Annotated in this window: 12 protein-coding genes and 2 pseudogenes; 8 read left to right on the top strand and 6 right to left on the bottom strand. The window is 43.7% G+C overall.

Annotated elements, in window-relative coordinates:
• A partial coding sequence (locus ACGF63_RS17505) for a hypothetical protein (protein ID WP_387632360.1) occupies positions 1 to 191 on the top strand: 191 nt, incomplete at its 5' end.
• A gap of 139 nt (positions 192 to 330) precedes the next feature.
• On the opposite strand, the gene ACGF63_RS17510 is transcribed toward ACGF63_RS17505, so the two are convergent.
• Positions 331 to 1,500 carry an MFS transporter gene (locus tag ACGF63_RS17510; protein ID WP_387632362.1) on the bottom strand — a complete coding sequence of 390 codons (1,170 nt, stop codon included), beginning with the start codon at positions 1,498 to 1,500 and terminating at the stop codon, positions 331 to 333.
• A gap of 111 nt (positions 1,501 to 1,611) precedes the next feature.
• Between ACGF63_RS17510 and ACGF63_RS17515 the strand changes: the two genes are divergently transcribed.
• From ACGF63_RS17515 to ACGF63_RS17540, 6 genes and pseudogenes are all read left to right on the top strand, one after another.
• The gene (locus ACGF63_RS17515; protein ID WP_036845420.1) at positions 1,612 to 2,379 is read left to right on the top strand and encodes a helix-turn-helix domain-containing protein; all 768 of its coding nucleotides are present in this window, start codon (positions 1,612 to 1,614) and stop codon (positions 2,377 to 2,379) included.
• 214 nt (positions 2,380 to 2,593) lie between these two features.
• Positions 2,594 to 3,050, top strand: a pseudogene (locus tag ACGF63_RS17520) (hypothetical protein); the annotation flags it as partial.
• Positions 3,051 to 3,105: 55 nt separating this feature from the next.
• Positions 3,106 to 3,503: pseudogene (locus tag ACGF63_RS17525) on the top strand (reverse transcriptase/maturase family protein); the annotation flags it as partial.
• 342 nt (positions 3,504 to 3,845) lie between these two features.
• Positions 3,846 to 4,382 (top strand): type IV toxin-antitoxin system AbiEi family antitoxin, encoded by a 537-nt coding sequence (gene abiEi / locus ACGF63_RS17530; protein WP_036845408.1) that lies wholly within the window; start codon positions 3,846 to 3,848, stop codon positions 4,380 to 4,382.
• Complete coding sequence (locus ACGF63_RS17535) at positions 4,372 to 5,292, top strand: nucleotidyl transferase AbiEii/AbiGii toxin family protein (protein WP_152964047.1); 921 nt, start codon at positions 4,372 to 4,374, stop codon at positions 5,290 to 5,292. The genes abiEi and ACGF63_RS17535 overlap by 11 nt, the downstream gene beginning before the upstream one ends.
• 374 nt (positions 5,293 to 5,666) lie before the next feature.
• Entirely contained in the window at positions 5,667 to 7,136 is a 1,470-nt protein-coding gene (locus ACGF63_RS17540; protein ID WP_051477319.1) for a DNA translocase FtsK, read from the top strand.
• Positions 7,137 to 7,356: 220 nt separating this feature from the next.
• Here the strand turns inward: ACGF63_RS17540 and ACGF63_RS17545 are convergent, their stop codons facing one another.
• The gene (locus ACGF63_RS17545; RefSeq protein ID WP_387632367.1) at positions 7,357 to 8,772 is read right to left on the bottom strand and encodes an MFS transporter; all 1,416 of its coding nucleotides are present in this window, start codon (positions 8,770 to 8,772) and stop codon (positions 7,357 to 7,359) included.
• Between the two features lie 94 nt (positions 8,773 to 8,866).
• Between ACGF63_RS17545 and ACGF63_RS17550 the strand changes: the two genes are divergently transcribed.
• The gene (locus ACGF63_RS17550) at positions 8,867 to 9,532 is read left to right on the top strand and encodes a metalloregulator ArsR/SmtB family transcription factor (RefSeq protein WP_152964049.1); all 666 of its coding nucleotides are present in this window, start codon (positions 8,867 to 8,869) and stop codon (positions 9,530 to 9,532) included.
• Here the strand turns inward: ACGF63_RS17550 and ACGF63_RS17555 are convergent.
• The 4 genes from ACGF63_RS17555 to ACGF63_RS17570 form a co-directional block, all read right to left on the bottom strand.
• Positions 9,477 to 9,791: a hypothetical protein gene (locus ACGF63_RS17555; RefSeq protein WP_387632370.1), complete on the bottom strand. Its 315-nt coding sequence runs from the start codon at positions 9,789 to 9,791 to the stop codon at positions 9,477 to 9,479. The genes ACGF63_RS17550 and ACGF63_RS17555 overlap by 56 nt on opposite strands.
• Positions 9,792 to 9,867: 76 nt before the next feature.
• Positions 9,868 to 11,085, bottom strand: coding sequence for an MFS transporter (locus ACGF63_RS17560; RefSeq protein ID WP_387632373.1), 1,218 nt, complete (start codon positions 11,083 to 11,085; stop codon positions 9,868 to 9,870).
• Positions 11,086 to 11,131: 46 nt separating this feature from the next.
• Positions 11,132 to 12,052, bottom strand: a complete 921-nt coding sequence (locus tag ACGF63_RS17565) for a PfkB family carbohydrate kinase (RefSeq protein ID WP_387632375.1) — start codon at positions 12,050 to 12,052, stop codon at positions 11,132 to 11,134.
• An 88-nt stretch (positions 12,053 to 12,140) separates the two neighbouring features.
• The gene (locus tag ACGF63_RS17570; RefSeq protein ID WP_331251382.1) at positions 12,141 to 12,398 is read right to left on the bottom strand and encodes an ADP-ribosylglycohydrolase family protein; all 258 of its coding nucleotides are present in this window, start codon (positions 12,396 to 12,398) and stop codon (positions 12,141 to 12,143) included.
• Positions 12,399 to 12,869: the final 471 nt, after the last annotated feature.

A 12,869-nucleotide genomic window follows, 5' to 3' on the forward strand; every position in this document is an offset into this window, starting at 1 on the left:
TTAATGGAGGTATAAGCGACACGCTGCGTAACGAGAGTGTATTACTCGATTTTTACCTACCGATAATCCGCGCAGATTTGTTACTTTCAGCCCAATTGCTATTTCCACAAAGCACCAGCTATCAGGCACCGTTGGCTGTTTTTCAGGGGAACCGTGATAACTGGATTGATGAGCAAGATTTAGCTGATTAGCGCCAGATCGCAAGCGGAGAGTTTCAACAACATAGTTTTGACGTTGGACATATGTATCTGGCAGAGGAATATGACTCCGTAGTCGCAAGGCTCCATCGGTTGTTGGCCGGTCATTTAGCACCGACCAACGTTTAAATACTCAGGAGCGTTCGTTTTCACCTTCTGGCAAGGCGAGTTTCCGTTCGCTACGTACGATACTCCCTGCCAGCATCAGTGCACAAATGCTGCTGATTGTCAGTACCATGCCAAGGTGTTGCGCCAACCCTGCCAGAACTAGGCCGCCCCCTAACATCAGGTAATACATCAAACCAAGGATCGCCCCCGCCGTTCCCATACAATCTTTATAATGCCGCAGGGCACGCGCTAGAATATTGGGAATGGCAATACCATATGCCATCACAACCAGCATCATTGGCAAGACAAACCATACCGTTTCTTCCAGCAAAAACACCAAGATACCGCCAGAAAGCAGCAGAACACACGCCAGTATCAGCAACGCAGTAAATAACCAGTGCTTGGCGATCAACAGCTTGTTAATGGCTGCGCCAAGACCCACACCGGCTGCCAACACCAGTCCTGTATAGCCAAACCATTGCGCAGGAAGACCCAGTGCTTCAAAACGGAACGGTGCTAACTGGTAATAACTGAACATACAGATATTGAATAAAGCGACCAACAATGCACTGTGCCAAATGTCACCATCTTTAGTCATACGGCTCAAAGTACCGAAAAAGGAGCTTTTTACGACCTCTTGTGGGCGCGTTTCTGGCAGTTGCCATGCAGCATAAGCCAACAACACCGCCGCTAATATCGCCAGGCCGCTAAAGACGCCCTGATAGCCCCAATAATGGGTCAGTAACGTACCGCTCAGTACACCAATCGCCGGACTAACCGCTATAGCTATCCCCATCACCGAAAACACCCGCGCCAATTCGTAGTCACTGAACTGATCACGAATGGCGGTCTGAGTACCCACTGATCCCACCGCCGCACCAAAGGCTGCCAACACCCTCGCCACCAATAATATGGTAAAACTATCGCAGAAGACAGCTAAGATCGATGCCAACATATATAACGCTAGTCCGGCAAGGATAGTAGGACGCCGTCCAATAACATCACACATTCGTCCCCATACCACAACGCCGAGAGCAAAAGCAAAGAAATAACAGGACAACGTTTGCGCGGCCATTTCCGCGCTGACATGAAACCCTTCAGCAATATGAGTAAGCGCTGGGCTGTAGATCGTTTCCACCACTTGGGGAAACATCATCATAGATGTTGCCAGTGTAAGGGTAAGTTTGCGTTGCATAGCAAGTCCTGTGTCTAAAGATAAAATTAGGGATATCAAGGTATCATCTTCACTCTATCGTCTGTTACAATATAAAAGACAAATAATTTACATAATCGGACAGCACAGTATATGACATGGCTTAACGCTCAGGATACCTTTGATCCAGATTCGCTCGGCAACAGCGTATTGGGCATCGCAGCCGAATTGGCTCAGCATGACTCTGGTCCACACTGGCATAGGATGGGGCAACTACTGTTTAGTCAGCGAGGTTGCATGCGAATTACGCTCAATGAGAGCATCTGCATGCTCCCGCCGGGTCGTATCGCTTGGATTCCACCACAGCTAGAGCATCGGGTGCAAGTTAGCGGTGTGGCAGGTTATCGATCGGTGTATCTCGATCGCTCCCATTACCCTAGTCTGCCTGAATGCTTAGAAGTTCTGACAGCTTCACCTTTGCTACGCGAAGTGCTGGAACGCATTGCCATCGCCGAGTTCGATACCAACTGGCAGCACGGTGCGACCGCTAATATTCTAGCGGTATGCCTAGATGAGATACAACTGGCACCACGCGAATTAACCCTGTTGCCCCTGCCCAGTGACCGCCGCCTGAGAAATTTAGCCGATATGATCACAGTTCCGCCTCTGTACGAGCTGGCTAGTTATATCGGCGCATCAGAAAAAACCATTAGCCGCATTTTTCAGCGTGAAACTGGGCTGAACTATCAACAGTGGCGGCAACAATGGCGGCTAATCAAAGCAATTGAGCTATTAGCAGAGGGATACGCTCAATCTGACGTCGCCAGCCAACTGGCTTTTTCCAGCGATAGCGCTTTTGCCACCTTTTTTAAAAATATGGTAGGCTGCCCTCCAAGGACATATATGGCAATGCGCAGATAAGCTTGCCGTTTAGGTAACCAATCCGACAAGCTGGGTGCTCCGTAGTTAAAACGGAACGTGCATCGCTCACAGAATCGCTTTGAGTAATCATCAGTTACGCTCGTCTATCACTCTAATTGATAGTAAAAAAAGAACTTACCGGGCTAACCGATATTGAAACAGAGCTCAGTAATCAGTATGATCGATTGGTTGCCAACGTTATCACCGCTATAACTCGGCCATCTCCTCACATCGCCTGAATTTTGAGAAAAAAGTCGTACCGCACTGGGATGATATTCTGCGACTGATAGCCTCACTCAAACTGGAACGTCTGAACATCCTGTCGATCATGAAAACCTTACAAACAGCTTAATCGTGGAGAAGGACGACACGCGGTAGCCAGAAATGTGTTTCATGGAAAACGAGGTGAACCGAGACAGGCATATCGCGAAGGCCAGGAAGATCAGTTGGGTTCATTAGGTTTAGTGTTAAATATGATCGTTCTGTGGAATACGATTTACATGGATGCCGCAGTGCAACAACTCAGGCGAGAAGGATATCCGGTGCATGACGAAGATGTAAAGAGGTTGTCTCCATTGCTATGCGGGCATATTAACATGCAGGGGTGCTACACCTTTACGGTTCCGGAAGCTGTCAGCAGAGGGGAATTGAGAGCATTCAATGAAGATAGTTAACATATTGATTTATATTTAAATGGCTATTTAAAATGACTGCTTAACAACGTTTACTGTTCCGTTGCTCCCTAAACCCCAGGATCGGGCCATGCAGGCTTTTTATCTGCTGGCTCTGGATCCTTCTCGGAAACCACTGCCGATCACAACAGTTACGGATTTCGCCCGGCAAGAAGCACTGCTGACACGATGGAGCAGGTATTTAACTGTCTCTGCCGAAAAACAGCACCAGTGTGGATACTGGAAGGGGATATCAAAGGATGTTTCGACAATATCAGTCATGACTGGCTGCTTGAAAATATTCCGATAGACAGGCAGATACTCAGAAAATGGCTGAAGGCCGGATATATAGAAAAAGGGGCCTTCAACACCACCAGAGCCAGGACGCCCCAAGGCGGTATTATCTCTCCGGTACTTGCTAACATGTATCTTGACAGACTGGAGCGTAAACTTAACGAACAGGCTGCAATCAAGAAAACCACAGTTGAGGGCAGGAAAAACAGACCCTGTAAGTAATTCTGTGTAATTAACCGAAAAACAGATTAAATAAAAACCAATAAAATCAAGAGAAATAAGTCATTACTCAAAATTCAGCTTCATCAGCCGCTGAACAGCCCACCTCCACTTTCGCCTCACCAACAGTTAAATTCCTCTCTGTACAGTAGGTAAACAGGATTTCACACATACAAGTAGACATATAGAACACTTTAATGTGTATTTCACGTCTACTTATTATGATGCTATTATATAGACACAAGAATCACTTATTAGTGACATTAGAGTCTACTTAATACGATGAACCAAACCACTGCTATTCAACGCTTGAGCCAGTTTGATCAACAAGGTCGTTACGTCTTTACCAACAAAGATTTGTCCAAGTTGTTTCCAGAAGACAGTAAGCGAGCCTTTCAGGCTGGATTGAATCGCCTCGTTAAACAATGTGTACTAACTCGAGCCAGTAAAGGGGTTTACGTGTTTGCTTTGTCACGACACAAAGGTTCCAATACCTTGGAACTGATTGCCAAAACAATGCGGCGCGGTGAATACAACTATGTAAGCCTGGAATCTGCCCTATCCGAGTATGGTGTTATCTCACAGATCCCTATTGACCGATTGACGGTCATGACCACTGGCCGCAAAGGTGAATACAAAACCCCCTTCGGCACCATTGAGTTTACCCACACCAAGCGATCAGTAGCAGACATTGTTAACCATATCCAAAACGTCGGTAGGCCACTTCGCTTAGTTAATAAGCAAACCGCTTATCGAGATCTAAAACGCGTGGGTAGAAACACACATTTAGTTGAAGAGGAAACCGTATATGAAGATTAATCCCGAGGATTTTGAGCTGCTAGTTGAGCGGGCCATGCAGAATAGCCAGGTTGGACATATGCGCCCAGTCATCGAAAAAGAACTGCTCCACTATGACATCCTGTTTTGTCTTGATCAGGCCGGACTACTCGATAATCTTGTTTTCCAAGGGGGTACCTCTCTACGATTATGCTATGGTGGTAACCGTTTTAGTGAAGACTTGGATTTTGCAGGTGGTAAAGACTTTTCTTCAAAGCAACTGGCTACAATGAAGCAATGTATTGAAGATTACATCGGTGCACGATATAGCTTGGAAGTGACAGTGAAAGAACCTGAATCGCTCAAACAAGAACCTAAATATGCAGAACTAAATATTGATAAATGGCAAATTGCCATCGTAACTACGTTAGATAGAAAGGACGTTCCCAAACAACGCATCAAAATTGAAATCGCTAATATCCCAGCCTATACCAGAAATGCCCTGCCCCTGCGCAACAATTACGATTTTCTGCCCGATGGTTATGACGACACTTTAATCTACACAGAAACCCTTGATGAAGTGATGGCGGATAAGATGGTTTCGTTACCTGCCACACAGAAGTACGTCCGCCACCGCGATATCTGGGATCTAGCTTGGTTACAACAGCAAGGCGCAAAACCAGATGTTGACTTAATTAGACAAAAAGTTGCTGATTACAAACTTGCTGACTTTGCAAACTTGCTAGAACAACGCATTCAATCCTTACCAAATGTGATTGCCAGTAATGCGTTCATGAACGAAATGAAACGCTTTTTACCAAGCAATGTATTTGAACGCACCTTAGCAAAAGAAAAGTTCAGTAGCTACCTAGTCGCTACATTAGAAAGCCAACTCAAAGAGCTCCGGCTTGCTCTCACCAAGAATGAAGTTCAGCCCAAATTCAAACTTTAAAAAATGGGTAAAATGCCCCTAACGCAGGAAAAACACACGCCACGAAAACGGCGCTAGACCGTGCCCGCACTGGAGTGAAGCCCAAGAACCTATTTTGCACTCAGTGCAACAAATTGTAATATCATATTATGGTAACAATACTATCAAGCTGGACACATCAAATTTATAGCACCCCATACTGCCCTGTTTTACATGTAATTAAAAAAATAGATCACGAAAAAATACATAAAATTAAAGGCAATAAACCATCACCCAATATTCAGATTCGATCATCTTGACGAAATAGCTATACTAAGGGGTTTTTAGATAACACAGAATTCTGAACACGCTCTGGATTACAGTAAAACTTTCTAGATATCAAAGCCGAGGAATTTATGTCTAACACTATGATAAATAGTCTTCCAGCATTTGATTTATTAATCTCTCCTCCTATAAATGCAGCTCAGGCAGGCAGTTTAGAACTGGCTAAAATGGCTGAATCAATAGAATCATGCTTGGCTGCTTATGGCATTGCGGCCAATGTGGAGCATATATCTCTAGGGCCAATGTATATTCATTTTGATCTGCTTCCAGCATCCGGCATTAAAGTTTCCCAGATTGCTAATTTATCTCACGATATAACACGCTCTCTTTCTGCATCTTCTATACAAGTTGTGCCAATCATACCGGGTACACCATATATCGGCCTGGATGTACTTAAAAATAGTCGTGATACCGTTTACCTACGTACAGTTCTGGATTGCGCTCAGTTTAGAGAAGTTGATTCTCATCTAGCAATAGCTTTGGGCAAAGATATTTCTGGAAAACCCATCATCACAACTTTGACTAATATGCAGCACTTGCTAATCGGGGGAATTACAGGATCTGGTAAGTCTACGTTTATTCACTCCATGATTCTTAGCATACTATATAAAGCCACACCGGTAGACGTTCGCTTTATCATGATTGATACGAACATGCTGGAACTTTCTGTTTACAAAAAACTACCTCATTTACTGACAAGAATCATTCACAATACAGAAGGGACTGTTCATACGCTACATTGGTGCATCAGTGAGATGGAACGGCGTTATAAACTACTGTCAGCACTTGGCGTTCGTAGTCTGGTTGAATATAACCGACGTGTACAGCAAGCAGTAGATCTGAGACACCCTATCCCTAATCCTTTCTGGGGCCCTGCTGATGGGGAAAATATGACCATGTTGATGCAATTACCCAATATTGTTGTTGTAATTGATGAGTTTTCCGATTTGATACTTAAAGCAGGTAAAGAGGTAGAAACATTACTAATATCTCTTGTTCAGCAAGCTCACATTACTGGTATTCATCTAATACTTGCTACTCGATATATCTCAGTTGATATCATTACCAATCTGATTAAAAGTAATATCCCTACAAGAATTGCTTTTTCAGTATTCGATAAAACTGATTCACGTATTATCTCAGGCCAAAATGGCGCTGAATTACTGCCCATAGGAGATATGCTTTACATGGCTCCTAACTTGGTTGAACCGCTTCGTTTACACGGTGCATTAGTCCATGAACAAGAAATGTACGCAGTAATACAATATTGGCAAGCATATGGTCAACCTCAATATATTGAAATTATTCCTGAAAATGATTATGAAACACTAACGTTTGAATATGAAGAGCTTGATCCATTGTTTGATCAGGCTGTCATTTTCGTCGTAGAAAAACAACGGGTATCAATATCTGGAGTCCAACGCCAATTTCGAATCGGCTATAATAGGGCTGCGCGTATTATTGAACAAATGGAAACCTCTGGTATCATCAGTATGCCTGATAATAATGGCAACCGGAGAGTATTAGCTCGACCATCATAAAAAATGAAGAGCAAGTTACTTCTGCAAATCACATACAACTTTTTTCTCGTTGTATGCCGTTAGCGATATGTCGATGATGTTGACATATAAAAACCATGGGTCGAAAAAACAAGAAAATATCGACGAGTCATCAACAAGCGCCTATATCATGCTCTACCCTCTGGATATTTCACCTGCTATTAAATCGTCAGGTACTTTACTGTTACCACTATAAATAGGATTACGACACCACCGCCCTAATCTTCGCCGATCTCCACGCAGTAAACAGTGCCAATAACGGTGCGATAGCAAATAGCAGGAACAACCAGTGTGCGGCTGAAGCGGCACCTGCCACACCTCCGGGTTCATTCAATCCGGAAAGGTTCACTACCATACCCGCCAATGCTGATCCAAAAGCAGTGGCAAATAACTGTACCGTTGTAATTGAGGCACCTACGATATCTTTATCGGCATCCGACGATACCTGTAAGATACGAGTTAGCAAATGTGGCCAGCCAAAGCCAATACCAAATCCCACCAAAGTCAATGCAATCACAATGGGAATCATCACTTGCCAATGTCCAGCCGAGGGCTGTGATAATATCGATGACAGAATCAGCATACCTATCAGTGCCAATATCGGCCCACTGACAATTGCCCGGCGCATACCCGCCCCACGCCAACCCGCACTGATTATCTCCGCAACTGTCCAGCCTGCTGCCATTGCCGCAGCCATATAACCGGAAACCAGCGGTGACTGACCATGCAACATTTGCAGGAAATACGGGATAAACACTTCACTGGTCATGCCGATCACCAATAATGAAATAGTAGCAAACAACACAGTATGAGGTGAGCCCAAATGTAATGCACCATGAGGCAACAGACGTATCACTGCACGACGTTCATAGCAAACTAGTAATATTATTAATACTAATGCCAGCATAATCCCTGCAAAATTCAGCTCCACGTTGTCAGATACACTGCCAGCAGAAACTATCAATACTGCTCCCGCTAATAAAACTAACTGCACCAGTGGTAACGCTGCTTTATTCTGATCCTGAGGTTTGCCTTTTGGCAAAATTAAGTAAGTAAAAACCGCATACAACAGCATTATTGGCAGCATGATACCAAAGGCATAACGCCATGCATTTATCTCAGCAAAAATCCCCCCCACAGCAGGGCCAACCAACGTCGCAATCCCCCACATACCGGATATCAGTGCCATTGCCCGTGGCCAAAGCGCCTGTTCAAATACCAGATTGATCATGGCATAGGAAAGTGCAAACAGTAACCCACCACCGAAACCCTGAACTGTCCGTCCGATAAGCATCATTTCCATCGTTGGAGTAGACGCGCACAACAAACTGCCAAAGAAGAAGAATATTGCTGCAACCAGATAAGCATTACGTGCCCCCTGTGAGCTAAGCAGACGTGCAGACAGTACCGAACCAATAATAGAAGCGACCACAAACAGCGTTGTATTCCAGGCATAAAGGTTCAAGCCGCCAATGTCCTGCACAACCGAAGGTAAGATAGTGGTAGCAATTAAGATATTAATCGCATGTAACGCAACTCCCAGCGATAAAGCCAGAGCACTGGCCGCATTTTTACCGGAGAACAAATCGCTCCAGTGGCTTTCATCGGTTGTTATCACAGTCATTATCCTGAATTAGCATTGAGTTAATATGAGTCTTACGTTAAATTAAACAAGAATTAGCTTGGAATAAATTAAGGCGAGGTGAAGGAATATGTCAAGGAAAAGCGTTAAAAATAGCACAACTGCCACACAATCCGTGGGTGAGAAGTTACTGATGCTATTGAAAACCCGTGGCCCTCAGCAAGCTTCTGACGCCGGAAAAATACTGGGAACAACAGGAGAAGCCGCCCGGCAACAGTTTGTGAAGTTAGCTAAAGAAGGATTGGTAGAAGCTGTCGCGGAAGCACGAGGCGTTGGTCGTCCAATACAACTTTGGCATCTGACAGCCGCAGGTCATGCTCATTTCCCGGATGCTCATGCTGAACTGACAGTACAATTACTAAACACTATTCGTAAACAATTAGGTGAGAAAGCGATAGATTTGTTGATCGATACCCGCGAGCAGGAAACCCGTATCAATTACAAGCAGGCAATGAATGGAACAACCAATCTGCAAGAACGGGTCGAACGTCTGGTTGCCATAAGATGCCGTGAAGGTTACATGGCTCAATGGTCACATACAGAAGATGGCGCCATTTTGCTGATAGAAAACCATTGCCCAATTTGCGCTGCCGCTACTGTCTGCCAAGGTTTTTGCCGCGCTGAATTAAACGTATTTCAAGATATACTTCAAGCTCAGGTAGAACGGGTGGAGTATATGCTCACCGATTCACGGCGCTGTGCTTATCGCATAACAGACAATATTCACCCAGAATAAAACTAAAAATAAAAAATGAATATTCACTCAATCCAAACTTCCGCAAATGACGAGTTATAGGGTTGCCCATTGGCGAAAACGTGTTGCAATATGGCTCTGTACCCGATAACCAACTGAGATGCTTACTGGTCTGAAACAACTCCGCCATCAATGCTTGTGTCAGCCAAACTGTTTCATCCTGAAAACGAACGTCCAATCGGGTTTCCCTATCTTCGGTTTGATAGATAATAAACTGTGAATGATTATCTGTGTTTTCCATTTTTTTCTCTTCAAACAAGCACCGGTATTGCACAAAGCAAACCATGAACGCGATGTCTTTGGCAATACCAGCTTTATTAAACTGCTCTGCTACTTTCTCTGCTCTCTTCTCCGTTAAACATAAAAAATATCCCGCCAGTCAGTAATATCAATACACCGGATATCATTAAAAGGAGTTGAATATTAATATAATCAGCAACTGGACCAAATATCACCATGCCTAATGGCAGAGAACAGGACATAGCAATTTGAACTAAACTAAATACTCTCCCCATCATTTCTGGTTCAACTTTTTCCTGTATAATAGAGATTATTGGTGCGTTAAAACAAGGCGTTATAGCACCCAACAAGATATTTAATGCCAGATACAGCGGAAACCAATATGCATTGCCAAGAGCAATCATAAATACACCAAACAGTGTGCAAGCTATTCCTGTTATACGCAGTTTATTTTTATATTCACTCCAAAAAGAAATCAGTAATCCACCTAACAATGCTCCGGCACTAAAAGTTATTTCGTTAACGGCTAAAAGCCATGAATCTTCACCAAATGTCCTGTTAACCAATAGAGGTGTCAAAAAAGCAGCCGGACTAATCAGGAAGCAAACACAAATCAGGAAAATCAAAATATTTCTGATTAGCTTATTCTCTTGCAGATAGCGAAAACCCGCTAGCATCGCCTGAAATTTATTATCCGGTATGGAATCAGAAGCTATTTTGGCAATAGGAATAAATGCAACAATACTGATACCAATAACAGCAGTAACAACATCCACTAAAAGAATATTCTCAATCGAAGTCTGAGAATACAAAAAACCACTAATGGCTGGAGAAGCCAGCATCGTCAGTGAATTCAGAGAAGTATTAAGACCATTAACCCGCAACAGTTTCTCTTTCGGGACCAGTTGTGGAATGATAGCACTAGCCGCCGGAGCCTGAATGCCAGTACCAAACGAGCGGATAATCAGTGCCACAAATAGCAGCTCAATACTCTTAAACCCAAACATAAAAGAGATCGCCAGACCAAGAGTCACTAATGCAATCAGCGCATCAGAAGCAATACAAAGTAACTTACGGTTGTAAGTATCAGCCCAAACACCGGCAAATAAAGAGATTAATACCTGTGGAAGAAATGCACAGAGCACCGCGATAGCTAGCATTTCTCCTGATGAAGTATTTAAGGTGATATACCAGACGATCGAGAACTGGACAATGGAAGAACCCAGCAGAGAAATTGTCTCAGCTAATAAAAAAAGAGTCGTTTTTCGTTTCCAACCTGTATGTAATGCATTCATTTTAATCACACCTTAGAAACCTGAATCCCTTGTATTTGATTGATAATTATTCAAACACAAATTCCTTTAGTTCTTTTATGGTTGGCGCACCCGCAGCACCAGAACGACTGACAACAATGGCAGCAACGCGATTGCCAAGTTCAACCGCATCTTTCAGCGACATTCCCTGTGATAAACCAGCAAGCATGCCACTACTATGAGCATCACCAGCACCGATGGTATCCACCACTTTCACTTTATAGGCAGCAACATGTTCTGGGTCACGATCAAGCAAACATATCCATGTACCCTGTAAACCTAACCGACAGATAATAGTGATTTTTCTTTTGCTGGAATAATTACTGGCCTGAGCGACAGGATCACCTGCTCCACACAATATCGTCATTTCATCACGGTTCAGTGTCAAAATGGTTCGGCCAACAGGCAACGCATCAATGAAAGCGGGATCTATATTGGGTAAACGAGGTCCAAAATCCAGCAATAATGTCTGCCCAGGTGGTGACGCCAATAACCAGTCACACAAAATCGCCGTTGTTTTACTCGCCATGACATAACCACTAGAGTAGATATATCCCCTTTCCGGCAAAGTAATAGCTGAGAGCATTGCCGAACTCCAGTCAACTTCACAACCACTAATAGAGACAAAACTTCGCTCACCATCCGGTTCAACCATTGCCAGACACCAGCCATTATCAAGCGATGAGTTGGTTAATGTGACCTCAAGCCCAAGAGCCTGCATCTCTTTAGTTATCCGCTTACCCCAGTACCCGTTACCAACGGGTATACCATTAACTACAGGAATTTGCAGGCGAACCAAAGCCCGGGCAACATTAAAACCTGAACCACCGACCTGTTGATCAATCTCTTTGGCTTCCTGGTCTTCACCACTGCGAGGAAGCCTTGGTAAGCTAAGAACAATATCTCCTGCGGCAGCGCCCATTACGGTAATCGGCAGTAAATCCCCCATTAGTTCCTCCTTTTACTGTCCAAATATAAGCCATACTTCCATCAGACTGACAAAGAAAGAGGCAAATAATCCAGAACTGGGATCCACATCAACAGACCATCAATAAATCCACTGTTGTCATCTTATCTACGGTAGATAAAGATCGCTTCCCAGAAATGGCCCCGGCCATGGCACCGATGGCATCCGCATCTCCCCCGAGGTTGGCGCAAAAAATCACACACCGAACCGAATGACCATCAACTAAATCCACCATGACCAGAGCACAAGAAACAGACTCCATGATGTCCATTCCGGCACCAAGAAAGTCATAAAGTTCTTTCAGCTTATCCAGCCAAAATGCAGCCACTTATTACAAAATCCATCGTTCAGAAAACATACCTGTTGCATCACCAATTTTGCCTAACCATAACCATAGAAATAACCTGGAGTGGTATCTGATACGGGTTTAATCATCCTGAATACCCGAACAAAATGCATAAGAAATATTTATACTTTAACATCAATCAGCTTCAATAAAAGTCGGCCTGTATAATTATGTGATATCAATGTGACTGCTCCCTGCCAGATCGGACCAGACTGACTACTTCATCCGTTGTTGCTCGCCCTTGACACGTCTGACACAAGCCTTAATGAGCAGAAACGACGAGTCCCGCTGACTCTAAATTTATTAGTCAATACTGACGTACATTGAATCCATAAAATATACTTTATTATCAATAACATAAAATGATATTGTTAACTAGGTATGCGAACAGTCCGATAAGAAAAATGATTCTCTTTGCTATATTTCTGTCGCAATAAATGATTGAAATTGAAA

Source organism: Photorhabdus sp. RM322S, from assembly GCF_042879395.1.
GTDB classification, from domain to species: domain Bacteria; phylum Pseudomonadota; class Gammaproteobacteria; order Enterobacterales; family Enterobacteriaceae; genus Photorhabdus; species Photorhabdus khanii.